Raw genomic sequence first — 26,886 nt, forward strand, 5'->3', positions numbered from 1 at the left:
GTCACGAGTCCTTCGGTCGGCGAAGTGCATGCGGGGGGTCGGCGGGAATCGGGTCAGCGGGTCGATCGACGATGCGCAGGCCTCGCGCCCACAGCCACACACCGTGGATGCGGATGCGAGCGGCAACGAGCCACGGGGCGAGCGGGGCGGTGAGTTGCGCGGTGATCACCGCACCGACGGTGGCCGCTCGCGTTCGGCCGACGAGCGTCGCGGTGAACGGCGCCTGACCGGGCCGGTCCAGAATCACCGAGAGCCGGACGCGGCCCGCGGGATCCGGTTCGGGCAGCGCCAGACGGTAGCGGCCGGAGACGTCGTTGAACGGCGAGACGTAGAACTCCTTCTCCACCTCGGCACGACCGGCCGCGTCGGTGCGCACCAGGTAGCAGTGCCGACCGCCGTACGTGTTGTGCACTTCAGCGACGACGTACTGCAGGGCGCCCGCCGCGTCGTGGCACCAGAACACGGTCAGCGGATTGAAGACATAGCCGGCCACCCGCGGTGAGAGCAGCGCGGTCACCGCTCCGGTCGGGCGGGCGACGCCGACATCATCGAGGTGGGAGTCGAGACGACTGCGCAGGGTGTCGCCCGATTGCGCGGGCTGAGGGAAGTGGTCGGCCGCCCGGAAGCGCGCCGCCCAGCGCAGGGCTCGCGGGAGTTCCGGGAGCTCGTCGATGTCGACGAACCAACTCAGACTGCGGTGCGCGAACCGGTGGTCGACGGGCTCGCGCCGTACATGGTTGATCCGCGTCGCGACGAGTGACGGGGTCGAAGGCGCGGTCATCGCGCCGCCACCGCCTGGGTCTGCGTCGACGTGGGCCAGGTGCCGCCGAGGAGCTGCGCAGCGCGCGCCCCCGAGGCCGCGCCGTCCTCGTGGAAGCCCCACCCGTGGTAGGCGCCGGCGAAGACGACGGCCCGGGTGTCGATCTGCGGCAGTCGCTGCTGCGCCGCCACCGAGTCGAGGTCGTAGATCGGATGCTCGTAGCGCATCTCCGCGAGGACCGTCGTCGGGTCGACCAGGTCGGTACGTCCCATCGTCACGAGGTGGCGTGGACCGTCGCCCGGCAGTCGCATCAGGCGGGTCATGTCGTAGGTGACGGCGATCCCGCTGCCGTCGGGCACGCTGTCGTCGCGGATCTGGTAGTTCCAGGACGCCCGCGCGTTCATCGCGACGGGGAGCAGGCTCTCGTCGGTGTGCAGGACCGCAGGCTTCCCGACGTAGCCGATGGCGCCCAGCACGTCGGCCTGCAGCGTCGTCGGCGCCCGGAGCATCGACAGCGCCTGGTGCGGGTGCGTCGCGACCACGGCGGCGTCGAACAGAGAGGTGGTTCCGCCGGCGGTCACCGCGACACCGGAGCCGATCTCGGCGAGGTCGTCGACGGGGGCGGACAGTCGGATCTCGCCGCCGTGCGCACGCACGTGGTCGGCGACCGCGCGAACATAGGTCGCCGAACCGCCGACCACTGTGCGCCACTCGGGTGAGCCGTGGACCGACAGCATCCCGTGATGGTCGAGGAAGGTGAAGAGATACCGGGCCGGATAGCGGGCGGCCGTCTGCTCATCGCACGACCACACGGCGGCCACCAGCGGCAACAGGAAGTTCTCGCGGAAGTAGCCCGACAGGCGGCTGCGGCGCACGAAGTCGTCGAGGGACTGGTCGTCGCCGGGATCGTCGAGCACGCGGCGCGCCAGCCGATGGAACCGACTGACCTCCGCCAGCATCAGCAGGTAGCGGCCGCGCACCAGATTTCGTGGGACAGGGAACAGACCCGACAGGCCGCGCGCGCCCGCGTACTCGAGACCGGTCAGTTCCGAACGGACCGACATCGACATGTCGGTGGCCTGGGTCGCGACGCCGAGGTCGTCGAAGAGTCGGCACAGGGTGGGATAGGTGCGGTCGTTGTGGACGATGAAGCCGGAGTCGACCGGCATCGGCGAGCCGTCGGCGGCGGTCACCTGGTGCGTGTGGGCGTGCCCGCCGAGGCGGTCATCGGCCTCGAAGATCGTCACCTGAGCGCTCGGTGCCAGGAGGTAGGCGGCCGTCAATCCGGCCACGCCGCCGCCGATCACCGCGACTCGTCGTGCCGTGGGCTGAAGGTCATTGGTTGCAGTCACGGAAGCCATTCGGAGCCACCGCGCGAGCGGATGGGTGGGCACACTGGAAACCATGAACTCACCGGCCATCGTCTGGTTTCGCCGCGATCTCCGCCTCTCCGATCTGCCGTCGCTGTCGGCCGCGGCTGACCGCGCGGAGTCGGCGCTCGCCGTCTTCGTGCTCGACGACGCCCTGGTGCGTCCGTCGGGTGCACCGCGGACCACCTTCCTCGCCGGATGCCTGGAGGCTCTCGACGCCGATCTCGGCGGGCGGCTCCTGGTGGTGTCGGGCGATCCGGTTCAGGTGATCCCCGAGCTCGTCGACGTTCTGTCCGTCGACTCGGTGCATGTGAGTGAGGATTTCGGCCCGTACGGGCGTGCCCGGGACGAGGCGGTGGAGGCGGCCCTGCCGGCCTCGGTGCCGCTGATTCGGACCGGCTCCCCGTACGCGGTGTCGCCCGGGCGCGTCCGCACCAAGGCCGGCGGGCCCTACCGTGTCTTCACTCCGTTCAAGCGGGCGTGGCTCGACCACGGCTGGCATTCGCCCGCGCTGACGGGACCGGACACCGTCGACTGGCTCGACCCGGATTCGATTCTTCCGCGCGGCCGCATCGAACGTGTGGGACGTGCCGCCGTCGCCGAGCTGCTGACCGAGGAGGCGAGCGACGCCGCGGCGTTGCCCGTCGCCGGGGAGAAGGCCGCGCTCGAGCGATGGCGCGCGTTCCGGGACGGCGGGACCAGCGAGCTGGATCGTTACGCCGACGACCGCAACCGGCCCGATCTCGACGCGACGTCACGCCTGTCGCCGTACCTGAAGTTCGGCTGCCTCCATCCGCGAACGATCCTGCACGATCTGCGGGCGCGGACCGACGACGGCGCAACCACCCTGCGCAGTGAGCTGGCCTGGCGCGACTTCTACGCGGATGTCCTCTTCCATCGCCCCGAGACTGCTCGCACCGGCGTCGACGCGAAGTTCGATCGGATGGAGTACGACAGCGGCCCGGACGCGGATGCGGCGTTCGACGCCTGGTGCCGCGGCAGGACCGGGTATCCGATCGTCGACGCCGGGATGCGCCAACTGCTGGCGGAGGGCTGGATGCACAACCGGGTGAGGATGATCGTGGCGTCGTTCCTCACGAAGGATCTGCACCTGCCGTGGTGGCGCGGCGCGCGGTACTTCATGACGCACCTGGTCGACGGCGACCTCGCGTCCAACCAGCACGGCTGGCAGTGGACGGCAGGCTGCGGCACCGATGCCGCCCCGTACTTCCGGGTGTTCAATCCGGTGTCCCAGGGCGAACGCTTCGACCCTTCGGGCGACTACGTGCGCCGCTGGGTGCCCGAGCTTCGCAGCATCGCAGGCAAGGCCGTCCATCGGCCGTGGAAGCAGGCGGGCGGACGCACGGCCGAGCCCGCCCTGTTCGACGCTGCCGACGGCGACCGAGGCTACCCGCCGCCGATCGTCGACCACGCTGAGGAACGCGTGGTGGCCCTGGCTCGCTACCGCGATCTGTGACGCGCGACGCCCGTCATCCCAGGCGGGCGAGTTCCTCCGGCAGACCGACGGCACCCCGCACCGCGGACCGACTTCCACTGCGTCGACGACAGGACCGGTGTTCTGGAGAGCACGAAGCCGGACGTCCGGGCGGGGTCGGTCACCAGCGCCCACGAGTAGTCCCTGCCGAGCGCCACGATCACACAGTTCGGCGGGTGGTGGCGACCGCGCTGCGGACGGTCACTCCACGCTGCTCCGACATCGTCTATTCTCCTGGTCTCCACAACGTTCCTGGTACGAACAGCATCGGCGCGCGGAGCGCACGCCCGCTACCCCGCCGCCGATGCGCTCATCACTTGTCGGCGGGCGGAGTGAGGACCTTGTCGATCAGGTAGACGGTCGCGTTGGCGGTGTGCACGCCACCGCAGATCACCCGCGCTCCGTCGACCGACAGATCATCGCCGCTGCCGGTGACCTCGACGGTCGCGCCCTCGACGGTCTTGTGCTTGCCGACGACCTGATCGGGACCGAGCTGACCGGAGACGACGTGATAGGTCAGCAGGGACTTGAGCGCGGGCGCGTCGGTCTTGAGCATGTCGAGAGTGCCCGGATCGACCTTGGCGAAGGCGTCGTCGACCGGCGCGAACACCGTGAACTCGCCGCCGTTGAGCGTGTCGACGAGGTTCACCTGGGGGTTGAGCTTGCCCGACAACGCATCGGTGAGCGTGGTCAGCATCGGGTTGTTCGACGCGGCCACGGCGACCGGTGACGTCGCCATGCCGGTCACCGAGCCCGGTCCGGTCGGCACCTTCTTGGCGTAGTCGGCGCAGCCCGGTCCCACCAGATCCGCGGCGGGGTCGGCGCTCATCGGCGACGAGTTCATGGCCGTGGTCGCCATCGGCGAGCTCGACGCCGCACTGTCCATGTCGTCACTCGAGCAGGCGGTCATCGACGCCGCGACAGCGAGGGCGAATCCCATCGCAGTCACCTTGACGGCCGTCTTTCTTCCTGCGCGCATCGTTCGTGTTCTCATCGGCTGCTCTCCCTTGTCGTGGACCGCGGCGGTTGCCTGGGTCATCAGCAGTGCCGTCAGTCATTCGGGGCGGTCGCGAAAACGGATGGGTCCGATGTCGACGCGTTCTCGGTCGAGCCTGCTAGACCCGACCGCGCGACCCATCCGGGACCGGTACCGCGCCGAATGACCTGCATGACCTCACTGATAGCGATCGGCTTCGTCGGCGGACTCATCACCGGGATCTCACCGTGCATCCTGCCGGTGCTGCCGGTCCTGTTCTTCTCGGGCGCCCAGAACGCGCGCACCGACGACGCAGACGGGAACGCCGAGGGTGTCGCCGAGGACGCAGGGGACGCGTCGACGCGACGGGACCGCCTCGCCGAGAGCTCCCGCCCCTACCGGGTCATCGCCGGCCTCGTGACGAGTTTCTCGCTCGTCACCCTAGTGGGGTCGAGTCTGCTGTCGCTGGTGCGCCTGCCCCAGGACAGCATCCGGTGGGCCGGTCTGGTGGTGCTGACCGCGATCGGGTTGGGACTGATCTTCCCGCGGATCGAGCAGCTCCTGGAGAAGCCCTTCGCACGACTGCCCCAGCGTTCGGTCGGTCGAGGTCGTTCCGGCTTCGGCCTGGGACTGGCGCTGGGCGTGCTGTACGTGCCGTGCGCGGGCCCGGTGCTCGCCGCGATCGTGGTCGCGGGCGCGACCGGTGAGATCGGGGCCCGCACCGTGGTCCTGACCTTGTCGTTCGCGATCGGCGCGACACTGCCCCTGCTGTTCTTCGCTCTCGCCGGGCGACGAGTCGCCGAGCGCGTCGGAGCGTTTCGCCGCAGGCAGCGCCTGATCCGCGTCGCAGGCGGCGTGGTGATGATCGCGTTGGCCGTCGGACTGGTCTTCGACGTTCCCGGCGCACTGCAACGCACGATCCCCGACTACACCGGAGCCTTGCAGAACTCCGTCGGCGGCGGCGATGATCTGAACCGCCGGCTCGATCTCGGCGGAATCGTGACCGACGAGAACCGACAGCTCAGCAACTGCACCGACGGCGCCGAGGAGTTGCAGAGCTGCGGCGCCGCACCCCGGTTGACGGGCATCACCGACTGGTTCAACACTCCCGACGGCCAGGCGCTGCCCCTGTCGCACCTTCGGGGGAAGGTGGTCTTGATCGACTTCTGGGCGTACTCGTGCATCAACTGCCAGCGAGCGATCCCGCACGTCGTGGACTGGTACCGCGCGTATCGCGACAGCGGTCTGGAGGTGATCGGCGTGCACACCCCGGAGTACGCATTCGAGAAGGTGCCGGCCAATGTCGTCACTGCCGCGCGGCGCCTGGGCATCGAGTACCCGATCGCGCTCGATCCGGCGTTCTCGACGTGGACGAATTATCGGAACAGCTACTGGCCGGCGCAGTACCTGATCGACGCGTCCGGGACCGTCCGGCACATCGACTTCGGCGAGGGCGGATACGAACAGTCCGAGCGGCTGATCCGAGAGCTGCTGACCGACGCGCATCCGGGGATCGATCTGCCGCGGCCCACCGAGCAGACAGACACCACGCCCACCGAGGCGACCACTCCCGAGACATATCTGGGAGTCGGCAAGGTCGTCAACTACGGCGGTTCCACGCCCTACCGTGCAGGCACCGCCGACTTCGAGTCGCCCCGCGAACTTCGCTCCGACACCTTCGCTCTCGGCGGTCGCTGGACGCTGGACTATCAGGGAGCGCGCGCCGACCACGACGCGACCATCACCCTCGACTACCGCGCGAAGGACGTCTACATCGTCGCGGGCGGCACCGGAACGATCAGCGTCACCGGCAGCGGCGGGACTGGCGACGGCGGGACTGTCGGCAGCGGGCCGGTCGCCTCGCTTCCGATCAGCGGACCGCCGACTCTGCACCGGATCGTGCACAGCTCGGCCGCCGAGCGCGGTCGCGTCGAGGTGTCGATCCCTGAGGGCATGACGGTCTTCTCGTTCACGTACGGGTGACGTCGGCCGGTCCGCGGTGCTCGCCGCGCCGCTCCCCTTCCCCGCTCGACCGACGCCGATCATCCCAGGCGGGCAAGTTCCTCCGACAGACCGACGGCACCCTGTTCCAGCAGCCTGCGGACCGCGGGGCGCAGCAGCGGCGCAAGCAGGCCGAACACCCCGTGGAAGTCGAACTCCACCGCATAGGTGACGGCGGTGCCGTCCGGTCGCGGCTCGATCCGAATGGTGTCGACCGCGGTCACCGCGGGCTTCTCCCCGCGCAAGCGGATCAACGTGTGCGGCTGCAGGTCGACGAGCCGGTAGTCGAGGTCGGTCTCGCGACCGGCGAACCGACTGGTGACGCGGTAGACGACATCGCCGCTCGGCGTGCCGGCGTCGTCGGACAGCCGAATCACCTTCACTGCGTTCGGGTCCCACTGTTCGGCGTTGGTGAAGTCCGCCAGGTAATCGAAGACGGCGACGGCCGGGGCCGTCGTCGTGACGGTGCGCTGCATGCTGATCATGGCTGTGTTCCTCCTCAGAGTCCGGCGGCCGCGAGGACGTCGTTCCAGACGGCGCGACGGTCGGCCTCGTTCGTTTCTCCCGACAGCAGCCGGTAGTTCATCGGGCGCGGGCGGCGGTCGTGCCAGAAGCGGCCGGTCGGAGGTCTCGGGGCGGTCGCCGCCAGCCAGACCGCGGTGTCAGCGCCCTGCTCTACGGTGCGCAGCAGCGGACCCATCGCGCGTCCGAAGCGTGGCAGCGACTCGGCGACCCCGGGGGTGTCGACCCAGCCAGGATGCATGCCCGCCGTCATGACGCTCGCGTCCGCCCACCGCTCGGCGAGGATCGGCACCATCTCGGTCTGGATCCGTTTGCTCCGCGCGTAGGCCCGCGCACCGCGGTATTCGCCGGACCGGTAGTCGATGTCACCGACCGGCAGCGCCGCGGTGTACATGCCGCCGGACGACATGAAGATCACCCGCGCGTCCGAGCTCGCCGCGAGCTGCGGGAGCAGTCGTTCGGTGAGTCGGATCGGGCCGAGGACGTGGGTCGCCAGCGACAGTTCGTGCCCGTCCGGAGACTCGGTGCGCGTAGGGGGCATCACGCCCGCGTTGTGCACTACGACGTCGACGGAGTCTTCGGCGAGCCGGGCAGCCAGATCGTCGACGTCGTGGGGGTCCGACATGTCGCCGAGTTCGATACTGACCCGGGCGTGGGGTCGTCGTGCCTCGAGGTCGGCGCGGACACGGTCGGCGCGTTCGCGATCCCGTCCCACCAGGATCACTCGACCGCCCAGCGCCAGTGCGCCGGCGGCGATGGCCGCGCCGATGCCGGAGGTCGCGCCCGTCACCACCACGGTCCTCCCGGTCAGCACTTCCGGTTGAGGATCGTCGTCGGGCCACGACGCCGCGCGCACCCGGTACCCCACCCGCGAGTAACCGGCGACCACCGCTCGGTCGAGTGCTGTGTCGAGCAGTTTCATCGGTGTTCCATGCCTTTCCGTTGTCCGGACACTGCAGTCATTCGGAGCGGTCGCCGCTTCGGATCGGTCCTCGGTGTCTCAGGTGGATGACGTCAGGCGATCCGGGTGAGCATCGGCTCCGAATCACTCAGCGTCATGAATCAGCGTCGAACCACCACTGGTAAGGAACCCAGATGAGCTTTGAGCACACCGTCCTTCTCGATGCCCCGATCGACGAGGTCTTCGCATGGCACGAACGCCGGGGAGCATTGCTGCGGCTGCTCCCGCCGTGGCAGCCGATGCGGGCGGTCCGCGAGGCGTCGTCGATCGCCGACGGGCACGCGATCCTCGGTCTGCCCGGCGGATTGCGATGGCGCGCGCAGCATCTCGTCGATGAGTACGACCCGCCGCATCGGTTCGTCGACGAGCGGATCTCCGACGGGATCGCGACCCTTCCCGCCCTGCTGTCCGGTCCGTGGAGGCATGAGCACGTGTTCACCGAAGAGAGCGCGAGCACCACCCGCCTCACCGATCGGGTCCACACCGCCGTACCCGGTACGCTGCTGCGGTCCACCTTCCGCTATCGGCACCGGCAGCTGGCCGACGACCTCGCCTCCCACACATCGGCCCGCGCTGCCGGTCTGGCACCGTCGGTGGTGGCGGTCAGCGGCGCCTCCGGAATGGTCGGCTCCCAACTCTGCGCGTTCCTCACCACCGGCGGCCATCGGGTGATCCGCCTCGTTCGCCACGACCCGCGGAGCCGTGACGAACGTCGGTGGGACCCCGACGCCCCGGCCGCCGACCTGCTCGACGGGGTCGACGCGGTGATCCATCTCGCGGGAGCCCCGATCGCCGGCCGATTCACGGACCGGCACCGTGCCGCGGTGCGCGACAGCCGCGTCGGACCGACGCGCCGCCTCGCGGACGCGGCCGTCGGCGCCACGGACGGACCGACGGTGTTCATCAGCGCCTCGGCGATCGGCTTCTACGGGCACGAACGGCCTGACGAGACGCTCGACGAGAGCGCCGCCTCCGGCGACGACTTCCTCGCAGACGTCGTGCGGTCGTGGGAGGAGGCGACTGCGCCCGCAGCGCAGGGCGGTCTCCGGACCGTGCAGGTGCGGACCGGCATCGTCCAGAGCCCGCGCGGGGGCACCCTGCAGATCCAGCGTCCGCTGTTCACGGCGGGTCTCGGCGGTCGTCTGGGCAGCGGGAAGCAGGTGCTGTCGTGGATCGACCTGGACGACCTCGTCGACGTCTATCACCGCGCACTGTACGACGCCGACCTGTCCGGCCCGGTGAACGCGACGGCTCCGGAACCCGTCACCGGGACCGAGTACGCGAAGACTCTCGCATCGGTGTTGCGGCGGCCTGCGCTGCTGCCGACGCCCGCGCTCGGCCCACGGCTGATTCTCGGTGACCAGGGCGCCCGCGAGCTGGCGCTGGCCGACCAGCGCGCGGTGCCCGCAGCGCTCGCCGACCGGGGACATCGGTTCCGCAGGGGATCGCTCGAGGCCTGCCTCCGGCACCAGTTGGGTCGCATGCACTGAGCCGCTGCACGCCGAGGTCGCCTTCACGACGACCTCGGCGTGCGACGGTCGGAGAGATCAGTCGCAGAGTCGGCGGATCTGCTCGAAGCCACCGGTCGTCGGCGACGTCAGATACAGGCAGTCGTCGTTGCCTGCTCGCGCGATGGCGCGTCGGACGGCGGACCATTGCTTCGAGGACAGCGACGGCGTACGGGAGAGGACGAACCCTGAGCCCCGGCGCGAATCGGTGACGTGCGCCCACGAGTAGTCCGGTCCCACTGCGGTCACGATGTAGTTGGCGCGCCCGCGATCCGGATTCGGGATGCCCGGGAAGCTCACATGCAGCCGTGCGTCGGTCTTCGTGTCCAGCACGGTGGCGGTGCCCTTGATCCGGTTCTTCTGCCCGGTCCACGTGGTGCACGAATTGCGAACCGTGACAGCGCCACGCGGGCTGAGCGAGTACCGCGCCTGGGTGTCACGTGCGCAGACCAGGTTGAACGCCTGCGGAACGGCCGCCAGCTGATGCCAGGTGCCCAGGTACTCCGACAGGTCGAACCCGGCGAACGGCGCGGGTGACGCCGCATCGGCTGCCGCGGGGACTGCGGCGGTACACGCGACGGCAGTAAGCATGATCGCGAGGGCGCGTCGTCTCAGGCCGCCTCGGGCTCGACGAATAGTGACTGGTGCGGTCGGGGCTGACATGGCGGTCTCCTGATCCTGTGGTGCGACATTTCCGCGGCGGCGTCGACGAAGACGGACGCCATCAAGGATTCGGAGACGGATCTGATTCGGATGGGTGACGACTGCGCCGTCAGAGCTTCCCGAACGACACGCCCTTGTACGTCCACCCGGCGCCGGTCACGGCGTCCTGGATCGGCTCTTTGATCTCCCCGGTGCGGAACCGATAGTTGTACACCTGGCCGTACTGGCCCTGCTCGGTGAACGCGTACGCGGTCCCGAACGACGCCTCCACCTTCTGCCCGCGGAAGGCCTCGGCCTTCATCGACAGCGACGGCACCCCCGCGCGCCATTCGACGGTCCACTCACGGTCGACGGCACGGACCTCGTGCTGCGCGGGATCCAGCTTCAGGAGGATCTGGAAGACCGAGGTCAGCGACGCCTTCGCGAAGACTTCGTACCAGCGGGCGTCGACGATCCGCCATTCGGCGACGAAGTCGCAGCCCTCGTCGGACCGGGCCGGTCGGATCTGGAAGGGCGCCGTCGGACGATTCACCGCCATGATGGCGTTCGCGACCTCCTGCGCGCTGCGCGGGGGTTCCGGCGGCAGGTTTCTTGGTGCCGGTCAGCTTGTCGAAGAGTCCCATGTGCTCGACCGTATCCGCTGGTGACGGCGGTGTGGAGGGGTGTCGTGCGTCCGACCGACGGAGGTGGTGCCGGGTCCCGGCTTCTCAGTCGCCGATCGTGTGCGGCAGCTTCACCGAACCTGCGGCAGGCTTCGAGGGCCGCGACGGCGGCGGAACCACCGGACCCACGTCGCCGTCGGGTGCGACGTCCAGGTCGAGGAAGACCGGCGCATGGTCGCTGGGCTTGGTGCCCTTGCGCGCCTGCCGGTCCACCCACGACGCCTTCGCGCGCTCGGCCACCGAACCGCCGGCGAGGAGGAAGTCGATCCGCATGCCGAGGTCCTTGTGGAACATCCCCGCGCGGTAGTCCCAGTACGTGTAGATCTGCTTGTCGGGCCAGTGCTCGCGCATCACGTCGTGCAGACCGAGGGCCTTGAGCGCCGCGAAGGCCTCGCGTTCCGCAGGCGTCACGTGGGTGTGTCCGACGAAGGACTCCGGGTCGAAGCAGTCGGCGTCGGTCGGGATGATGTTGTAGTCGCCGCAGATGACGGTCGTATCGGCGTCGGGCTCGACGGCCAGCCGCAGCTTCTCCAGCCAGTTCAACTTGTAGTTGTAGTGGTCGGAGTCCACTTCGCGGCCGTTCGGCACGTACACCGAGTAGACGCGCACACCGCCGCAGACTGCGGACACGGCTCGCCCCTCCGGCGCACCGTCGGCGTCCGGGAAGCCCGGCGCGTCGGGGAACGCGACGCGGACGTCGTCGAGCCCCACCCTGCTCAGCAGGGCGACGCCGTTCCACTGCCCCTGCCCGGCGTGCGCGAACTCGTAGCCGCGCGCCGCGAGCTCGTCACCGAGCTCGGCGGCGAACGCCTCGTCGGACACCTTGGTCTCCTGCAGGCACACGACGTCGGGCTGACGGTCGTCCAACCAGGGCAGAAGTCGCGGTACCCGCTGCTTGACAGAGTTCACGTTCCAGGTCGCCAGGCGCATACCGGTCACCGTAGTCGGGGCCGCGAGCGGACTCGGAACCCGCACCGCCCTTCTAGCCCGACACCTGTAATCCGTGTCACAGTAGACCCGTGACAACCCAGCTCCCTCAGCGCGACGTGATCGCAGCATCGTGGCGACGCGTGCAGTCGTCGGGCCTGGAGCCCGACGATCGTCCCGTCCCGACGCTCTCCGACATCGCCGCCGCCGACCCGCTCCTCGACGCCGCGCGGCCCGTGCTCGCGCGCGCGGCCGAGGTCCTCGGCGGAACCAAGACGGCGCTACTGCTGGTCGACGACCAGAGTCGGATGGTGGCCCGGGTGTCCGCGGACACCACCCTGGAGCGGCATCTCGCCGACTCCGGTGCCGTCGATGGCGCCGCCTTCGACGAGGAGGCGATGGGCACGACCGCCCTCGGCACCACCGCGGAGGTCCGCGGCGACCTCGTCATCAACGGCGGCGAGCACTACCTGGAGCAGTTCCGGAGGCTGAGCTGCTTCGGCCGCCCGATCATCCACCCCGCCACCCGCCGCGTGGCGGGCGTGATCTGCATGACGGAGATCGCGCCCCGCATCAACCCGCTGTCGGTGCCGCTGGTCCGCGGGCTCGTCGACGACATCGCCGAGCGACTGCTGAACCGCTCCCACGCCGAGCACCGGGCCGTCGTCGCGGCGTTCGAGAAGGCATCCCGGCGGCGCGACGTCGCGGTCGCCGCGGTGGGCGACGACCTGCAGCTCACCAACACTCTCGCGGCCGGTCTGCTGGGCCCGGGCGACTTCGGCACCCTGCGCATGATGGTCCACGAGGGTTCCTCTCGCGACCGCACCATGACGCTGGTGTCGGGGATCGTCGCCGACGTCGCCGTCGACCGTCTCCCGGGTGTCCGGCACGCGGCCGTCTTCCGTCTGCGCCCGCGCTTGGATCACGACCAGGCTTCCGTCCTGGCGGCCCCCACGACCACCGACGTGGCGTCGATCGCGATCTGCGGCGAGCCGGGAACCGGTCGCAGTTCTCGCGCCGAGGCCCTGGTCCCCGCCGATCGAGTGCTGCTCGACGTCGCCGCCCGCCTGCTCGACGGCACCGTCCCGGACCTCGCCGGCGCGATCCGAGAAGCGCGGTCGCGGGAGACCGGACTGGTGATCGACGGCGCCGACCTCCTCGACGACCGCTCGCTCCGCCTCCTCCAGACGGCGATCGCGACGTACGAGCCGGGCAGGCCGCCGATCGTCGTCATCTCGGAGCCGGCAACGGGTGGTTCGTCCTCCCTCGCCGCGGTGCTCGGCCGCTGCCGCAGCCGGATCACGCTGCCGCCGCTGCGCCAGCGGACCAGTGAGATCGCCGCCATCGGACAGCAACTCGTCGAGCGGATCGATTCCCAGCTGGAGCTCGGATCCGACGCCGCCGACGCCCTGGTCTGCCAGGAGTGGCCGGGCAATCTGACCGAGCTGTCGATCGTGCTCGACGAGGCCGCCGCGGCGGTCCTGGCGCGCGGCTCCCGCCTGGTGACCGCCGCCGACCTGCCCGCCGAGTACCGCGGATCCACCCGCGCCTCTCGACTGATGGGCATGGAGCAGGCGGAGCGGCAGGCGATCATCGACGCGCTCGACGCGTCGGCCGGCAACAAGTCCCACGCCGCGAAGGCCCTGGGCGTCTCCCGGACCACGCTGTACGCCCGCATCCGGGCGCTGGGCATCGGCCGCTGACCCGACCGTCCAGCACCGTCCACCCGCGCTGTTCAGTTTCTGCACACGCACACCCCCTGGAAACGGGCGATAAATGATGCACGCCGCGCAGTGGTCCACATCACAGGCGGCAGAACCATCACACGCGCACCAGGAGGGTCCCATGACCGCAACGCTCGACTCCGCCCTGCTTCCCGAGGTCGCCGACTTCGTCTCCCGCGACCGCCAGATGCTCATCGGCGGACAGTGGGTCGACGCCGCGTCCGGCCGCACGTTCGCCACCGTCGATCCCGCGACCGGCCAGACCATCACCAATGTCCCGCACGGCGACGCCACCGACATCGACCGGGCGGTCGCCGCCGCCCGCGCCGCCTACGAGGGCCCGTGGGGTCGAATGAAGCCGAACGAGCGCGAGCGTCTGATCTGGCGCGTCGGCGACATCCTGTCCGAGCGCGCCCAGATCTTCGGTCAGCTCGAGGCCCTCGACAACGGCAAGTCCGTCGCCATCGCCACCGCCGTCGACGTCGGCTGGTCCGCCGACGTGTGGCGGTACAACGCCGGCCTGGCAACCAAGATCAAGGGCGCGTCGATCACCCCGTCGATGCCGTTCGCCGGACCGGACGCCGAGTTCCACGCCTACACCCGCCGAGAGTCCCTCGGCGTGTGCGGGCAGATCATCCCGTGGAACTTCCCGATCCTGATGGCCACGTGGAAGCTCGCCCCGGCGCTCGCCGCGGGCAACACCGTCGTGTTGAAGCCTGCCGAGCAGACGCCGCTCAGCGCACTGATGCTGGCCCAGGTCTTCGAGGAGGCAGGCTTCCCGCCCGGCGTGGTCAACGTCGTCACCGGTTTCGGCGAGGCGGGTGCCGCACTGTCGGCGCACATGGACGTCGACAAGGTGGCGTTCACCGGCTCCACCGAGGTCGGCAAGAAGATCGTGCAGGCCGCCACCGGCAACTTGAAGAAGGTCTCCCTCGAGCTCGGCGGCAAGAGCCCGAACATCGTGTACGCCGACGCCGACATCGAGGCCGCGGTCGCCGGATCGGTGGCCGCGTGGATGTTCAACCACGGCCAGTGCTGCGTCGCGGGCACCCGGCTGTTCGTGCAGCGCAGCATCTTCGACGAGTTCACGCAGGCTGTCGCCGACGCCGCGTCGCAGGCCAAGATCGGACCGGGACTCGACCCGACCACCGAGCTCGGACCGCTGGTCTCGCAGGAACAGTTCGACCGCGTCTCCCGCTACATCAACGAGGGTCTGGCCGACGGCGCCCGCGCCCTCACCGGCGGCAAGCGCTGGGGCGATCAGGGCTACTTCATCGAGCCGACCGTCTTCGTCGACGTGAAGCCGGAGTACTCGATCGTCGAGGAGGAGATCTTCGGTCCGGTCGTCGCCGCCCTTCCGTTCGACGACGAGGACGACGTCGCCCGCGCCGCCAACAACTCCGTCTACGGTCTCGCCGCGGGCATCTGGACCAAGGACATCTCGAAGGCACACCGGACCGCCGCGAAGGTGAAGGCCGGCTCGGTGTGGGTGAACCAGTACAACGGCTTCGACACCGCCCTCCCCTTCGGCGGCTTCAAGCAGTCGGGGTGGGGCCGCGAGCTCGGCGACTCCGCCCTCGACCTCTACACCCAGACCAAGTCCGTCAACATCGCTCTCTGATCAAAGGACCCCTCATGAAGACCAAAGCCGCCGTACTCCTCGAGCCCGGCAAGCCCTTCGAGATCATGGAACTCGACCTCGACGGCCCCGGCCCGGGCGAGGTCCTCATCAAGTACACCGCCGCAGGCCTCTGCCACTCCGACCTCCACCTCACCGACGGCGACCTCCCGCCCCGCTACCCCATCGTCGGTGGTCACGAGGGCTCCGGAATCATCGAGGAGGTGGGCCCCGGCGTCACCAAGGTGAAGCCCGGCGACCACGTGGTGTGCAGCTTCATCCCGAACTGCGGCACCTGTCGCTACTGCTCCACGGGCCGGCAGAACCTGTGCGACATGGGCGCCACCATCCTCGAGGGCTCCATGCCCGACGGCACCTTCCGCTTTCACGGGAACGGCCAGGACTTCGGCGCCATGTGCATGCTCGGCACGTTCTCCGAGCGTGCCACCATCTCGCAGCACTCGGTCGTCAAGGTCGACGACTGGCTGCCGCTGGAGACCGCTGTCCTCGTCGGCTGCGGCGTCCCCTCCGGTTGGGGCACAGCGGTCAACGCGGGCAATCTGCGCGCGGGCGACACCGCCGTCATCTACGGCATCGGCGGCCTCGGCATCAATGCGGTTCAGGGCGCGGTCAGCGCGGGCTGCAAGTACGTGGTCGTCGTCGACCCGGTGGAGATGAAGCGCACCGAGGCGCTGAAGTTCGGCGCCACGCACGCCTTCGCGACCGCCGAGGAGGCGCAGGAGAAGGTGACCGAGCTGACCTGGGGCAAGGGCGCCGACGCCGCCCTCATCCTGGTCGGTACCGTCGACGTCCCGGTGGTCCAGGCGGCCACCGCTGTCATCGGCAAGGGCGGCAAGGTGGTCATCACCGGTCTGGCCGACCCCGCCAAGCTCACCGTCCAGGTCTCGGGTGCGGATCTGACGCTGAACCAGAAGACGATCATGGGCACGCTCTTCGGTTCGATGAATCCGCAGTACGACATCGTGAAGCTGCTGCGCCTGTACGACGCCGGTCAGCTGAAGCTCGACGAGCTGGTGACCCAGCGTTACTCACTGGAGGACGTCAATCAGGGCTACCAGGATCTGCGCGACGGGAAGAACATCCGCGGCGTGATCATGCACGAGTCGTAGGCCTCGTCCCCCCGAACTCCGCGGGCTCATCGGTGATCGACACCGGTGGGCCCGCGGTTTCCATTCGCCGGTCGCCAGGAGGATGTCCTCCCGCCGTGCGTCAGGCCGGGTGCCCCGGTTCGAGGTCGTCGACGTCGGCCAGTCCCGCCAAGCCTCCGCGCCCGCCGGCCGACCCGCCGCCGGCGACCGGAGCGAGGACGTGGCACGTGTGGTCGCCGACGTCGTGCCGAGCCAGCACTCGGCCGACGAACCAGGCCTCGGCGTCGGACAGGATCGGCACGCCGTGCGGTCCCGGAACCCATCGACAGCGCTCGAACTTGTCGACCTCGTCCCCGGTCTCTCCGCCGAACAGTCGCACCAGATCCAGGTGCTCGCGGGAGACCACGTGCACACCGAGGTGACCGGTCGCCGCGGCGATGGGATAGGTGTGGTTCTGTCGCGAGATCCCGGCCACGAACCGCTCCGGTTCAATACTCATCTGCGCGGCGAAACCCACCAGGCAACCCGCTCGGCGACCGTCGGCGGCTGCCGTCACCAGGTAGACGGATGAGTCGATCGAGGCCATCATCGCTTCGAAACCGCGCACCGGACCGTCGTCCATGCCCGCCCCTTCTGCTCGCGCGTGGCCGTTACCCGGCCACCACGACCGACCCTACGCCGCGGCGGGCCCGACTACGCTCTGTGCATGTCCGGCACCCGCGCGCAGCCGACCCGAGAGGAACAGGCTGCGGTTCTGAAGGAGTCCATCTATCTCGTCTTCGCGACGCTCTCGGTGACGCTGGCGATCCGAGCGCACGGGGACGTGAGCGCCCCCGCCGCGCTGGCCACCCTCGCCGTGACGCTCGGAGGCACGGTGCTCGCCGTCTTCACCGCAGACGTCCTCGCTCACACGGTGGTCCACGGCGTGATGATGAGCCGTCACGAGTTCGCGCACGCCGTGCGGACGAGTTTCGGCGCGCTGTCGTCGGTGACGCTGCCCTTCGTGTTCCTCTGTGTCAGCCTGATCACCGGCTGGGACGTGAACGCGGCGCTGCTCGCGTCGACGATCGCCCTCACCGTCGCCCTGGTCCTGATCTGCGCGAGAGCCGTACATCGGGTGGGCCTCAGCTGGAAGCAGCAGGTGGTGATGCTGACGATCGAAGCCGCGCTGGCGCTGGCAGTGATCGCCCTGCAGGTGATGGCGCACTCCTGACCCGAGCCCCGGCGCGATCAGTCCAAGGCCGCGGTCAGCTGCTCCACCCACGCCGCCTGGACCCCGGCGCGTCTGCGCGAATCGTCGGTCAGCGTGTCGGCCAGGCCGAAGCCGCGGGCGAGGTCGAGGGTGATCTGCGCCAGCCGGTAGGCCTGCGGGCGGGTCCCGTCGGGGTCGAGTCCGGAGACGACGAAGGCGTGTGCCGCTCGGCCCATCTTGGCCTCCAGCGGACGGATCACGTCGGCGAGGGCGGGATCGGACGCCGCGGCGGCCCACACCTGAAGCGCGGCCTTGAACGACGTTCCCGTATAGATCGAGACGGCCTGCTCCACCACCGCGGCGATCCGGCCCGGGCCCGACGGGATGCTCTCCAGTGAGTGTCCGACGTCCTCGGTCATGTCGTCGTACATCTGCTCGATGACCGCGGTGAACAACGCCTCCCTCGTCGGAAAGTGATGTTGCGCCGCGCCTCGTGAGACACCGGCCTCCTCCGCGACCTTCGCGACCGTCGTCGCGGCCCAGCCACGGGTCGCGAGCAAGTCGACAGTCGACGCCAGCAGCCGCTCCCGAGTGGCTCGGGACCGGTCCTGCTGCGGTTCACGGAGTGGCGCGTTCATCAGCGGCTAGTGTCCCACTCCGGTCGACGCTTGCTGAGGAAGGCCGTCATTCCCTCCCGCGCCTCGTCGGACGCGAACAGTCGCATCGACTCCTCGGCGCGCGCCTGCGCGTGCACGTCGAAGCCGTCGAGCAGCGCCGCGGTGGTCAGCTTCTTGCTCACCGACAGTCCTTGCGGGGACGCCTTGCGGATGCCTTCCAGCACACTGTCGAGTTCAGCGGCGAGGTCGTCGTCCGTGGCGCAGGCGGCGGTCACCAAGCCGATCCCGGCCGCGGTGTCGGCGCCGAACTTCTCTCCGGTCAGGAAGTATCGGCCGGCTGCCCGGGCGGACATCTTGGCCAGCAACGGGATCGAGATGATCGAGGCCGCAAGGCCGAGCCTGGACTCGGTGAGAGCGAAGGTGGCGGCCGGTCCGGCGAGCGCGATGTCGGCCGCGCCGACCAACCCCAGTCCACCGGCACGGACGTGTCCGTCGGCGACGACGATCACCGGCTTGTCGAGTTCGAGGACGGTGCGGATCAGTCCGACCATCGCACGACCGCCCTCGGCGGTCGCCTCCTCGGGGCTCAGACCGCGCTTGAGCGCCTCCCCCAGATCCGCGCCCGCACAGAACGTCCCGCCGGTGTGCGTCAGCACGACCGCCCGAATCTCCTCGTCGGTCGAGGCATCGAACGCCGTCTGCAGCTGCGCGACGAGCGCCGAGCTGAGCGCATTGCGGTTGGCGGGTGAGTCGAGCGTGACGGTGAGGACGGACGCGTCTACGGCGGTGTGGACGAGGATGTCGTCGGTCATGGTTCTCCTTCTGAAGGTCGATGAGGAAGGCCCGTACTCGGCTGGTCGCAACTACCGGATTGTCGATTCTCCGCGAACGAAGCGAGTCGGGCGTATCGAGACCGCGCAGGTCAACGGCCTCGATACGCTCCTCACTCCGTTCCTCGCTACTCGACGAACCTGAAAGGGCGAGAGCCGCAGTCGAAACCCCGCGACGTCCGCTGGAAAGGGCGGCGAAACGGGATCAGTACGACTTCGGCAGTCCCAGGCTCGTCTGCGCGACGAAGTTCAGGATCATCTCGCGGCTCACCGGAGCGATGCGCGTCAGGCGCGACAGCGGGAGCAGCGCGGCCAGACCGTATTCGACGGTGAGACCGTTGCCGCCCAGGGTCTGGATGGCCTGGTCGACGATCTTGGCGGTGGCCTCGCCCGCCGCGTACTTCGCCATGTTGGCGGGGACCGCGGCGCCCCAGTCGTCGCCCGCGTCGTACAGGGTGGCGGCCTTCTGCATCATCAGCTTGGCCATCTCGAGCTCGATCTTGCCCTGCGCGAGAGGATGAGCGATCGCCTGGTGCGCCCCGATCGGCGTCTTCCAGACGGTCCGATCGTTCGCGTACTCGACGGCGCGGTCGAGCGCGTAGCGGCCCATGCCGATCGCCGACGCGGAGGCCATGATCCGCTCCGGATTGAGACCGGCGAAGAGCTGACTCAGCGCGGCGTCCTCGGATCCCACCAGCGCGTCGGACGGGAGCCGGACGTCGTCGAGGAAGAGGGTGAACTGCTTCTCCGGGTTCAGCATCTCCATGTCGATGATCTGATGCTCGAAGCCCGGTGTGTCGGTGGGCACGATGAACAGCGCGGGCTTGAGCCTGCCGGTCTTGGCATCCTCGGTCCGCGCCACGATGAGCACCGCCTGCGCTTGGTCGACGCCGGAGATGAAGACCTTGCGGCCGTTGAGGATCCAGTCGTCGCCGTCACGGCGAGCGGTGGTCGTGATCTGATGCGAGTTCGATCCGGCGTCGGGTTCGGTGATGCCGAAGGCCATGGTGATCGAGCCGTCGGCGAGGCCCGGGATCCACCGCTGCTTCTGGTCGTCGGTTCCGAAGCGGGCGATGATGTTGCCGCAGATGGCCGGCGAGACGACCATCATGAGCAGCCCGCTGCCGCCGGCGGCGAGTTCCTCCATCACGATCGCGAGCTCGTACATTCCGGCGCCACCGCCGCCGTACTGCTCCGGCAGGTTGACGCCGATGAAGCCGAGTTCGCCGGCCTCCTGCCACAGTTCGTCGGTCTTGCGTCCCTGTCGGGCGCAGTCGCTGAAGTACTGCTGGCCGTACTTCTTCACCAGCGCGGCCACGGCCTCGCGCAGCGCTGTCTGCTCTTCGGTCTCGATGAAACTCATTGGGGCTCCTGGAGTTCGGTTGGAGATAGGTCTGGTCCCGCGAGGACTCACTCCGCGGAAGGTTCCTCTTCGGTGATCACGGCGAGCACATCGCCCACCGAGAGCTGCCGTCCCGGCTCAACCGCGAGGACGGACACCACGCCGTCGGCGGGTGCTTTGATGGTGTGCTCCATCTTCATCGCCTCCAGCCACAGCAGCGGCTGTCCGGCCGTCACGCGATCGCCTTCGGCCACCGCCACCCGGATCACCGAACCGGGCATCGGCGCCAGCAGCGAACCGGGCCGTTCCACGGACGCCGGGTCGACGAACCGCGGTGCGCGGGTCAGTGTCACCGATGCGCCCGGCCAGTCGACGAACACCCGGTCGCCGACCGCGCTCACCTCGTAGCGGCGCACCACGCCGCCGCGCGAGAGCACCACCTCGGTGGGCTCGACGGACTCCACGGTCGCATCGTCCAGATCGGGCAGTTCGGCTCGCCCGTCGCGCCCGAAGCGATACCGCGCCACGATCTCGGTCCCATCGGCGGCGAGGTAGGTCTTGCGCTGGTAGTCGGAGGCGATGTTGCGCCAGCCCGACGGCGCCGCCGGGACCGCACGGGCGTCGGCGCGGTTGCGCGCCGACTGCGCCAGCGCCGCGACGGTCGCCGCCACCACGTCCGCGCCGTCGCCGGCGAGCGGCCGCGACAACTCGGCGATCCGCTCGTCGCTGAGGTAGCCGGTGTCGGTCGCGCCGGCGAGGAAGTCGGCCTCGCGCAAGGTGTTCACGAGCATGTCGCGGTTGGTGACGACACCGTGGATGCGCGCGTCCGAGAGGGCACGGGCCAGCACGGCCGCCGCCTGGTCGCGGTCGGGAGCCCAGGAGATCACCTTGGCGAGCATCGGATCGTAGAAGGTCGAGATCTCGCTGCCGTCGGTGATTCCCGAGTCCACGCGGACCCCGGGCCGCTCCAGCAGCCCGAACCGGGTGGCGGCGGGGAGGTCGATGCGCGCGACGGTGCCCGACTGCGGCTGCCAGTCGTGCGCGGGATCCTCGGCGTAGAGCCGCACCTCGATCGCGTGGCCGACGCCGCCCGCCGGAGCGGTCGCCGGAATCTGTCCCAGCGGCTCGCCCCGGGCCACGCGCAGCTGCCACTCCACGAGGTCGACGCCGGTGGTCAGCTCGGTGACCGGATGCTCCACCTGCAGTCGCGTGTTGGTCTCCAGGAAGAAGAACTTGCCGGTCTCGTCGGCGAGGAACTCGACGGTGCCCGCGCCTCGGTAGCCGATCGACTCGACCGCCTTGCGCGCGGCCGCGAAGAGCTTGTCGCGCATGTCGGCACCGATCCGCTCCACGAGCGGTGCCGGAGCCTCTTCGACCACCTTCTGATGCCGGCGCTGGATCGAGCATTCCCGCTCGCCGACCGCCCAGATCTGGCCGTGGTCGTCGGCCATCACCTGGACCTCGATGTGGTGGCCGCGCTCGATGTACGGCTCGCAGAACACGGTCGGATCGCCGAACGCCGACTCCGCTTCGCGCCGGGCCGCGGCGACGGCGTCGCTCAACTCGCCCAGTTCGCGGACGATCCGCATGCCGCGTCCGCCGCCGCCCGCGGAGGCTTTGATCAGCAGCGGAAGATCATCGGCGGTGACCGATTCGGGATCGATGTCCTTGAGCACCGGCACACCGGCGCCCTCCATCAGCGCCTTCGCGTTCACCTTGGAGCCCATCGCGGTGATCGCGGCGGGCGGCGGACCGATCCACGTCAGTCCGGCGTCGATCACGGCTTGCGCGAACTCGGCGTTCTCCGAGAGGAATCCGTACCCGGGATGGATCGCGTCCGCGCCCGCCGCCTGTGCGGCGGCGATGATCTTCTCACCGCGCAGGTACGTCTCGGCCGAGGTGGAACCCGGCAGTCGGACCGCGGCGTCGGCGGCCCGCACATGCGGGGCGTCGGCGTCCGGATCGGAGTACACCGCGACGGTGCGCAGGCCCATCGTGACGCAGGTGGTGAAGACCCGGCACGCGATCTCGCCGCGGTTGGCGACGAGCACGCTGGTGATCGGCTTCTGAGAGATGGCTGTAGTCATGTGCAGATTCCTCACATCCGGAAGACGCCGAAGTTGCTGGTGCCCTCGACCGGGGCGGACGCGATGGCCGAGAGCGCCTGGCCGAGCACCGTCCGGGTGTCGCGCGGGTCGATGACGCCGTCGTCGTAGAGCATCCCGGACAGGAACATCGGCACCGACTCGGCCTCGATCTGCGCCTCGATCATGGCGCGCATTCCGGCGTCGGCCTCCTCGTCCACGGTGCCGCCGCGTGCCTCGGTGGCCGCACGGGAGACGATCGAGATGACGCCCGCGAGCTGCGCGGCGCCCATCACCGCACTCTTGGCGCTGGGCCACGCGAACAGGAAGCGGGGGTCGTACGCCCGGCCGCACATGCCATAGTGGCCCGCTCCGTAACTCGCGCCCATCAGGATCGAGATGTGCGGCACCGTCGAGTTCGACACCGCGTTGATCATCATCGAGCCGTGCTTGATGATGCCGCCCTGCTCGTATTCCTTGCCGACCATGTAGCCGGTGGTGTTGTGCAGGAACAGCAGCGGCGTGTTGCTGCGGTTGGCCAGTTGGATGAACTGAGTGGCCTTCTGCGATTCGGCCGAGAACAGCACGCCCTGCGCGTTCGCGAGGATACCGACCGGGTAGCCGTGGATCCGGGCCCAGCCGGTGCACAGCGAGGTGCCGTACTCGGGTTTGAACTCGTCGAAGTCGGAGTCGTCGACGACGCGCGCGATCACCTCGCGCGGGTCGAAGGGGATCTTCAGATCGGGAGGAACGATGCCGAGCAGCTCCTCCGGGCTGTACCGGGGTTCGCGGACCGGCTCGGCGATCGGCTCCGGTCCCTGCTTGCGCCAGTTGAGGCGGGCGACGATCCGCCTGCCGATCCGCACCGCGTCCTGCTCGTCGGCCGCGAGGTAGTCGCCGAGTCCGGAGACGCGGGCGTGCATCTTGGCGCCGCCCAGTTCCTCGTCGTCGCTCTCCTCACCCGTGGCCATCTTGACCAGGGGCGGGCCGCCGAGGAAGACCTTGGAACGGTCCTCGATCATCACGACGTGATCGCTCATTCCGGGGACGTAGGCACCGCCCGCCGTGGAGTTGCCGAAGACCAGTGCGATGGTCGGGATGCCCGCCGCCGACAGTTGCGTCAGATCGCGGAACATCCGTCCGCCGGGGACGAAGACCTCTTTCTGCGTCGGGAGGTCGGCACCGCCGGACTCCACGAGCGAGATGACCGGGAGCCGGTTCTGCCGGGCGATGTCGTTGCACCGGAGGATCTTCCGCAGCGTCCACGGGTTAGAGGTGCCGCCCTTGACCGTCGGATCGTTGGCGACGATCAGGCATTCGGTGCCTTCGACGACGCCGATGCCGACCACCACCGAGGCGCCCACAGTGAACTGCGAGCCGTACGCCGCGAGCGGGCAGAGTTCCAGGAAAGGCGAATCCTCGTCGACCAGCAGCTCGATTCGCTCGCGCGCGGTCATCTTCCCGCGTTTGCGGTGCCGCTCGACGTACTTCTCGCCGCCGCCGGCGCGGACTTTGCGGAACTCCAATTCGAGTTCGGCCAGTTTGGCGTTCATCGCCTCGACGTTGGCCGCGAACTCCGCCGACGAGGTGTCGATCTTGCTCCTCAGAACCGTCATGCCTGGTACCCCAATCGCTTCGCCGCCAGTCCGGTCAGGATCTCGTTGGTGCCGCCGCCGATGCCGATGATGCGCATGTCGCGGTACTGGCGTTCCACCTCCGACTCCCGCATGTAACCCATTCCGCCGTGCAGTTGGACCGCCTTGTTCGCCACCCACTCGCCCGCCTCGACAGCGGTGTTCTTCGCGAAGCAGATCTCGGCGATGAGGTCGTCGCCCGACGACACCTTCCGTTCGACGACCGCCCGGGTGTAGGTCCGCGCCACGTCGATCCGGCGTGCCATCTCCGTGACCGTGTCCTGCACGGACTGCCGGGAGATGAGCGGCTTGCCGAAGGTCTCCCGGTTCCGCACCCAGTCGAGGGTCAGGTCCAGGCACCGCTGCGCGCTCGCGTACGCCTGGGCCGCCAGCGAGGCGCGCTCGGTGACGAAGGCCTGCGCGATCTGCGCGAAGCCGGAGTTCTCGGCACCGACGAGGTTCGCGGCCGGCACGCGGACGTCGGTGAACGACAGTTCCGCGGTGTCGGAACTGAGCCAGCCCATCTTGTCGAGCTTGCGCGCCACCTCGAATCCCGGCGTGCCCTTCTCGATCACCAGCAGCGAGACTCCCGCGGCGCCGGGCCCTCCGGTCCGGACCGCCGCGACGACGAAGTCGGCACGCACCGCCGAGGTGATGAATGTCTTGGAGCCGTTCACCACGTAGTGGTCCCCGTCGCGCACGGCGCTGGTGCGCAGGTGGCCGACGTCGCTGCCGCCACCGGGTTCGGTGATCGCGAGGCTGCCGATCTTCTCGCCCGCCAGGGTCGGCCGGACCCACTTGTCGATCTGGGCCGGGTCGTTCGCGGCGATCAGATGCGGCAGAGCGATGCCGTGGGTGAACAGCGAGGCGAAGACGCCGCCCGCGACGCCCTGACAGTGCAGTTCCTCCACCAGGATCATCGAGTCGATCAGGTCGCCGCCGCTGCCGCCGATCTCCTCCGGCACGCCGAGACCGAACAGTCCCAGTTCGGCCGCGGCCAGGTGGGTCTCGCGCGGAATCAGTCCCTCGCGCTCCCACTCGTCCTGATACGGCAGAATGTGCCGCTTGGCGAAACCGGCGATACTCGCGCGGAGTTCACGCCGTTCCGGTGAATCCCAGATGTCACTGGCGATGGGCACGGATCAGTTCCCTTCTGTCTTGCTGAAACGGGTCGGGATCGGTACCACGCGCGAGCGCAGCCACTCTCCCAGCCCCTTGGCCTGCGGATCGAAGCGGACGTTCTCGGCGACGCCGCGCCCGAGCACCTGCTCGATCACGAAGTTGACGGCCCGCAGATTCGGAAGCGGGTACCGATGCACGGTCAGGTCCGCGACCTCCGGCAGCAGTTCCTTGAGCTTGGCGACGCTGAGCGTCTCGTCGAGCCATGCGTACTCGTCGTCGGTCCGGGCCCAGAGCCCGATGTTGGCGCTGCCGCCCTTGTCCCCCGATCGGGCACCGGCCACGGTGCCGAGCGGAAGGTCGACGGTCTCGCCCCAGTCGGTCGACGACGCCGCCGCCGGGACGCTCTCGTCGACGATCGGTTCCGCGCGAAGGGGCGACGGATCGATTCGCACGGTGACCCCGTCGGGCTGGTTCACCTGGTGGGGAACCAGCGCGGCGTCGACGTAGCCGGGCTCGAAGACGCCGTAGGGCGAACCGTTGCCGGGAGGTGCGGTGAGAGTGAAACCCGGGTAGCTCGCGAGCGCGAGTTCGACTGCCGCACCGGTGAACTGCCGTCCGGCCTTCTTGGGGTCGGTGTCGCGGGCCACGCAGCGCAGCATCGCGCTGGCCTGCTCCTCGGTGTCGGCGTCGGGACGGTCGAGGCGGACCAGCTCCCAGGTGAGTTCGGCGGGACGCTGCCCGAGCGCGGCCTCGAACTGCTTCTGGAACAGCTCGGCCTTGGCCTCGATGTCGAGGCCGGTGAGCACCACCTCGAACTCGTTGCGGATGCCGCCCAGGTGATTGAGCGAGACCTTAAGGTCCTTCGGCGGCGCCTCTCCCCGCACCCCGCTCACCCGCACGCGGTCGGTGCTCTCCTGCGCGAGTTCGACGGTGTCGATCCGCGCGGTCGCGTCGGGGTTGTAGTACCGCGGCCCGCCGATCTCGTAGAGCAGTTGCGCCGTGACCGTTCCGACCTGCACCGCGCCGCCCGTGCCCTCGTGTTTGGTGATGACCGAACTGCCGTCGGCGTGCACCTCGGCGATGGGGAAGCCGAGCCGCGTCATGTCCGGGATCTCGGTGAAGAACGAATAGTTGCCGCCGGTGGCCTGGGCGCTGCACTCGATGATGTGCCCGGCCACCACCGCACCCGCGAGCTGATCGAGGTCTTCGTAGCCCCAGCCGAAGACCGACGCCGCCGACCCGACCACCAGCGAGGCGTCGGTGACACGGCCGGTGACGACGATGTCGGCGCCCGCGTCGAGCGCTGTCTTGATACCGAATCCGCCGAGGTAGGCGTTGGCCGTGATCGGTGATCCCAGCCCGAGTTCACCCGCCCGCCCGACGATGTCGTCACCGTTGACGAAGGCGACCCGGCGATCCACGTCGAGGCGGTCGACCAGTTCCCTGAGCGCCACCGCGAGGCCGTGCGGGTTGAGTCCGCCGGCGTTGACGACCACCTTGACGTCCTTCTCGGCGACGAGGTGCAGGTTCTCCTCCATCTGCCGCAGGAAGGTCTTCGCGTAACCGAGGTCGGGGTTCTTCATGCGGTCACGGCCGAGGATCAGCATGGTGAGTTCGGCGAGGTAGTCGCCGGTGATGAAGTCGAGATCGCCGCCTTCGAGCATCTCGCGGACCGCGCTGAAGCGGTCGCCGTAGAAGCCGGAGACGTTGCCGATCCGGACCGGACGCGATGCGTCGGACATCATTCCTCCTGGTGTTTCACGCGTGTG

General features: G+C 69.3%; 24 protein-coding genes. 7 read left to right on the plus strand and 17 right to left on the minus strand.

The features are described 5' to 3' along the window. Position 1 precedes the first annotated feature (1 nt). Complete coding sequence (locus tag ACE11G_RS14495) at positions 2–781, minus strand: DUF1365 domain-containing protein (RefSeq protein ID WP_009680156.1); 780 nt, start codon at positions 779–781, stop codon at positions 2–4. Then, entirely contained in the window at positions 778–2,067 is a 1,290-nt protein-coding gene (locus ACE11G_RS14500; RefSeq protein ID WP_009680157.1) for an NAD(P)/FAD-dependent oxidoreductase, read from the minus strand. Before ACE11G_RS14500 ends, ACE11G_RS14495 begins: the two co-directional genes overlap by 4 nt. A gap of 97 nt (positions 2,068–2,164) precedes the next feature. Here ACE11G_RS14500 and ACE11G_RS14505 point away from each other — a divergent pair, with 97 nt between their 5' ends. Then, on the plus strand, positions 2,165–3,607 hold the full coding sequence (locus ACE11G_RS14505) for a cryptochrome/photolyase family protein (RefSeq protein ID WP_375002680.1): 1,443 nt from the start codon (positions 2,165–2,167) through the stop codon (positions 3,605–3,607). Here ACE11G_RS14505 and ACE11G_RS14510 read toward each other — a convergent pair. Both ACE11G_RS14510 and ACE11G_RS14515 read right to left on the minus strand, forming a co-directional pair. Continuing rightward, a complete protein-coding gene (locus ACE11G_RS14510; protein WP_082083904.1) occupies positions 3,592–3,870 on the minus strand; it encodes a lipocalin family protein in 279 nt (92 codons plus the stop codon). The genes ACE11G_RS14505 and ACE11G_RS14510 overlap by 16 nt on opposite strands. A 68-nt stretch (positions 3,871–3,938) precedes the next feature. Beyond that, on the minus strand, positions 3,939–4,619 hold the full coding sequence (locus ACE11G_RS14515; RefSeq protein ID WP_375002683.1) for a fasciclin domain-containing protein: 681 nt from the start codon (positions 4,617–4,619) through the stop codon (positions 3,939–3,941). A 174-nt stretch (positions 4,620–4,793) separates the two neighbouring features. On the opposite strand from ACE11G_RS14515, the gene ACE11G_RS14520 reads away from it, so the two are divergent. Next, positions 4,794–6,584, plus strand: a complete 1,791-nt coding sequence (locus tag ACE11G_RS14520; protein WP_009680160.1) for a cytochrome c biogenesis protein CcdA — start codon at positions 4,794–4,796, stop codon at positions 6,582–6,584. Between the two features lie 59 nt (positions 6,585–6,643). On the opposite strand, the gene ACE11G_RS14525 is transcribed toward ACE11G_RS14520, so the two are convergent. Next, positions 6,644–7,087 carry an SRPBCC family protein gene (locus ACE11G_RS14525; protein WP_009680161.1) on the minus strand — a complete coding sequence of 148 codons (444 nt, stop codon included), beginning with the start codon at positions 7,085–7,087 and terminating at the stop codon, positions 6,644–6,646. 14 nt (positions 7,088–7,101) lie between these two features. After that, the gene (locus ACE11G_RS14530; protein ID WP_009680162.1) at positions 7,102–8,046 is read right to left on the minus strand and encodes an SDR family NAD(P)-dependent oxidoreductase; all 945 of its coding nucleotides are present in this window, start codon (positions 8,044–8,046) and stop codon (positions 7,102–7,104) included. Positions 8,047–8,219: 173 nt separating this feature from the next. Between ACE11G_RS14530 and ACE11G_RS14535 the strand changes: the two genes are divergently transcribed. Next, positions 8,220–9,575 (plus strand): TIGR01777 family oxidoreductase, encoded by a 1,356-nt coding sequence (locus ACE11G_RS14535; RefSeq protein ID WP_375002686.1) that lies wholly within the window; start codon positions 8,220–8,222, stop codon positions 9,573–9,575. 57 nt (positions 9,576–9,632) lie between these two features. On the opposite strand, the gene ACE11G_RS14540 is transcribed toward ACE11G_RS14535, so the two are convergent. The 3 genes from ACE11G_RS14540 to ACE11G_RS14550 form a co-directional block, all read right to left on the minus strand. Continuing rightward, positions 9,633–10,184: a lipocalin family protein gene (locus tag ACE11G_RS14540; protein WP_009680164.1), complete on the minus strand. Its 552-nt coding sequence runs from the start codon at positions 10,182–10,184 to the stop codon at positions 9,633–9,635. 181 nt (positions 10,185–10,365) lie between these two features. Beyond that, positions 10,366–10,794, minus strand: a complete 429-nt coding sequence (locus ACE11G_RS14545) for a hypothetical protein (protein WP_231650294.1) — start codon at positions 10,792–10,794, stop codon at positions 10,366–10,368. 169 nt (positions 10,795–10,963) lie between these two features. After that, the gene (locus ACE11G_RS14550; RefSeq protein ID WP_375002689.1) at positions 10,964–11,848 is read right to left on the minus strand and encodes an exodeoxyribonuclease III; all 885 of its coding nucleotides are present in this window, start codon (positions 11,846–11,848) and stop codon (positions 10,964–10,966) included. Between the two features lie 89 nt (positions 11,849–11,937). On the opposite strand from ACE11G_RS14550, the gene ACE11G_RS14555 reads away from it, so the two are divergent. The 3 genes from ACE11G_RS14555 to ACE11G_RS14565 all read left to right on the plus strand — a co-directional run bounded on the left by ACE11G_RS14555 (position 11,938) and on the right by ACE11G_RS14565 (position 16,317). Further along, on the plus strand, positions 11,938–13,548 hold the full coding sequence (locus ACE11G_RS14555; protein WP_045539617.1) for a helix-turn-helix domain-containing protein: 1,611 nt from the start codon (positions 11,938–11,940) through the stop codon (positions 13,546–13,548). Between the two features lie 142 nt (positions 13,549–13,690). Continuing rightward, positions 13,691–15,190, plus strand: a complete 1,500-nt coding sequence (locus tag ACE11G_RS14560; RefSeq protein ID WP_045539619.1) for an aldehyde dehydrogenase family protein — start codon at positions 13,691–13,693, stop codon at positions 15,188–15,190. A gap of 14 nt (positions 15,191–15,204) precedes the next feature. Beyond that, positions 15,205–16,317, plus strand: coding sequence for an NDMA-dependent alcohol dehydrogenase (locus ACE11G_RS14565; RefSeq protein WP_006894463.1), 1,113 nt, complete (start codon positions 15,205–15,207; stop codon positions 16,315–16,317). 100 nt (positions 16,318–16,417) lie between these two features. Here ACE11G_RS14565 and ACE11G_RS14570 read toward each other — a convergent pair whose 3' ends face one another. Continuing rightward, on the minus strand, positions 16,418–16,918 hold the full coding sequence (locus ACE11G_RS14570; RefSeq protein WP_045539621.1) for a flavin reductase family protein: 501 nt from the start codon (positions 16,916–16,918) through the stop codon (positions 16,418–16,420). 84 nt (positions 16,919–17,002) lie between these two features. On the opposite strand from ACE11G_RS14570, the gene ACE11G_RS14575 reads away from it, so the two are divergent. Next, positions 17,003–17,509, plus strand: coding sequence for a hypothetical protein (locus ACE11G_RS14575; RefSeq protein ID WP_045539623.1), 507 nt, complete (start codon positions 17,003–17,005; stop codon positions 17,507–17,509). 17 nt (positions 17,510–17,526) lie between these two features. Here the strand turns inward: ACE11G_RS14575 and ACE11G_RS14580 are convergent, their stop codons facing one another. From ACE11G_RS14580 to ACE11G_RS14610, 7 genes are all read right to left on the minus strand, one after another. Next, positions 17,527–18,126, minus strand: coding sequence for a TetR/AcrR family transcriptional regulator (locus ACE11G_RS14580; RefSeq protein WP_006894459.1), 600 nt, complete (start codon positions 18,124–18,126; stop codon positions 17,527–17,529). Further along, positions 18,126–18,917, minus strand: coding sequence for an enoyl-CoA hydratase family protein (locus tag ACE11G_RS14585; RefSeq protein WP_375002693.1), 792 nt, complete (start codon positions 18,915–18,917; stop codon positions 18,126–18,128). The genes ACE11G_RS14580 and ACE11G_RS14585 overlap by 1 nt, the downstream gene beginning before the upstream one ends. A gap of 223 nt (positions 18,918–19,140) precedes the next feature. Then, positions 19,141–20,298: an acyl-CoA dehydrogenase family protein gene (locus ACE11G_RS14590; protein ID WP_006894457.1), complete on the minus strand. Its 1,158-nt coding sequence runs from the start codon at positions 20,296–20,298 to the stop codon at positions 19,141–19,143. A gap of 47 nt (positions 20,299–20,345) precedes the next feature. Next, positions 20,346–22,364: a biotin carboxylase N-terminal domain-containing protein gene (locus tag ACE11G_RS14595; RefSeq protein ID WP_006894456.1), complete on the minus strand. Its 2,019-nt coding sequence runs from the start codon at positions 22,362–22,364 to the stop codon at positions 20,346–20,348. An 11-nt stretch (positions 22,365–22,375) separates the two neighbouring features. Continuing rightward, the gene (locus ACE11G_RS14600) at positions 22,376–23,977 is read right to left on the minus strand and encodes an acyl-CoA carboxylase subunit beta (RefSeq protein WP_062367395.1); all 1,602 of its coding nucleotides are present in this window, start codon (positions 23,975–23,977) and stop codon (positions 22,376–22,378) included. After that, positions 23,974–25,134 carry an acyl-CoA dehydrogenase family protein gene (locus ACE11G_RS14605; protein WP_045536648.1) on the minus strand — a complete coding sequence of 387 codons (1,161 nt, stop codon included), beginning with the start codon at positions 25,132–25,134 and terminating at the stop codon, positions 23,974–23,976. Before ACE11G_RS14605 ends, ACE11G_RS14600 begins: the two co-directional genes overlap by 4 nt. Before the next feature lie 3 nt (positions 25,135–25,137). After that, the gene (locus tag ACE11G_RS14610; protein WP_062367421.1) at positions 25,138–26,859 is read right to left on the minus strand and encodes an acyclic terpene utilization AtuA family protein; all 1,722 of its coding nucleotides are present in this window, start codon (positions 26,857–26,859) and stop codon (positions 25,138–25,140) included. Positions 26,860–26,886: the final 27 nt, after the last annotated feature.

This window comes from Gordonia sp. PS3 (assembly GCF_041950545.1).
GTDB classification, from domain to species: domain Bacteria; phylum Actinomycetota; class Actinomycetes; order Mycobacteriales; family Mycobacteriaceae; genus Gordonia; species Gordonia sihwensis.

What these genes read in the sequence shown, in the direction of transcription:
- ACE11G_RS14495 (WP_009680156.1), bottom strand. Translation starts at nt 781, where the DNA reads ATGACCGCGCCTTCGACCCCGTCACTCGTCGCGACGCGGATCAACCAT.
- ACE11G_RS14505 (WP_375002680.1), top strand. Translation starts at nt 2,165, where the DNA reads ATGAACTCACCGGCCATCGTCTGGTTTCGCCGCGATCTCCGCCTCTCC.
- ACE11G_RS14515 (WP_375002683.1), bottom strand. Translation starts at nt 4,619, where the DNA reads ATGAGAACACGAACGATGCGCGCAGGAAGAAAGACGGCCGTCAAGGTG.
- ACE11G_RS14520 (WP_009680160.1), top strand. Translation starts at nt 4,794, where the DNA reads ATGACCTCACTGATAGCGATCGGCTTCGTCGGCGGACTCATCACCGGG.
- ACE11G_RS14525 (WP_009680161.1), bottom strand. Translation starts at nt 7,087, where the DNA reads ATGATCAGCATGCAGCGCACCGTCACGACGACGGCCCCGGCCGTCGCC.
- ACE11G_RS14530 (WP_009680162.1), bottom strand. Translation starts at nt 8,046, where the DNA reads ATGAAACTGCTCGACACAGCACTCGACCGAGCGGTGGTCGCCGGTTAC.
- ACE11G_RS14535 (WP_375002686.1), top strand. Translation starts at nt 8,220, where the DNA reads ATGAGCTTTGAGCACACCGTCCTTCTCGATGCCCCGATCGACGAGGTC.
- ACE11G_RS14540 (WP_009680164.1), bottom strand. Translation starts at nt 10,184, where the DNA reads ATGCTTACTGCCGTCGCGTGTACCGCCGCAGTCCCCGCGGCAGCCGAT.
- ACE11G_RS14545 (WP_231650294.1), bottom strand. Translation starts at nt 10,794, where the DNA reads ATGGCGGTGAATCGTCCGACGGCGCCCTTCCAGATCCGACCGGCCCGG.
- ACE11G_RS14550 (WP_375002689.1), bottom strand. Translation starts at nt 11,848, where the DNA reads ATGCGCCTGGCGACCTGGAACGTGAACTCTGTCAAGCAGCGGGTACCG.
- ACE11G_RS14560 (WP_045539619.1), top strand. Translation starts at nt 13,691, where the DNA reads ATGACCGCAACGCTCGACTCCGCCCTGCTTCCCGAGGTCGCCGACTTC.
- ACE11G_RS14565 (WP_006894463.1), top strand. Translation starts at nt 15,205, where the DNA reads ATGAAGACCAAAGCCGCCGTACTCCTCGAGCCCGGCAAGCCCTTCGAG.
- ACE11G_RS14570 (WP_045539621.1), bottom strand. Translation starts at nt 16,918, where the DNA reads ATGGACGACGGTCCGGTGCGCGGTTTCGAAGCGATGATGGCCTCGATC.
- ACE11G_RS14575 (WP_045539623.1), top strand. Translation starts at nt 17,003, where the DNA reads ATGTCCGGCACCCGCGCGCAGCCGACCCGAGAGGAACAGGCTGCGGTT.
- ACE11G_RS14580 (WP_006894459.1), bottom strand. Translation starts at nt 18,126, where the DNA reads ATGAACGCGCCACTCCGTGAACCGCAGCAGGACCGGTCCCGAGCCACT.
- ACE11G_RS14585 (WP_375002693.1), bottom strand. Translation starts at nt 18,917, where the DNA reads ATGACCGACGACATCCTCGTCCACACCGCCGTAGACGCGTCCGTCCTC.
- ACE11G_RS14590 (WP_006894457.1), bottom strand. Translation starts at nt 20,298, where the DNA reads ATGAGTTTCATCGAGACCGAAGAGCAGACAGCGCTGCGCGAGGCCGTG.
- ACE11G_RS14595 (WP_006894456.1), bottom strand. Translation starts at nt 22,364, where the DNA reads ATGACTACAGCCATCTCTCAGAAGCCGATCACCAGCGTGCTCGTCGCC.
- ACE11G_RS14600 (WP_062367395.1), bottom strand. Translation starts at nt 23,977, where the DNA reads ATGACGGTTCTGAGGAGCAAGATCGACACCTCGTCGGCGGAGTTCGCG.
- ACE11G_RS14610 (WP_062367421.1), bottom strand. Translation starts at nt 26,859, where the DNA reads ATGTCCGACGCATCGCGTCCGGTCCGGATCGGCAACGTCTCCGGCTTC.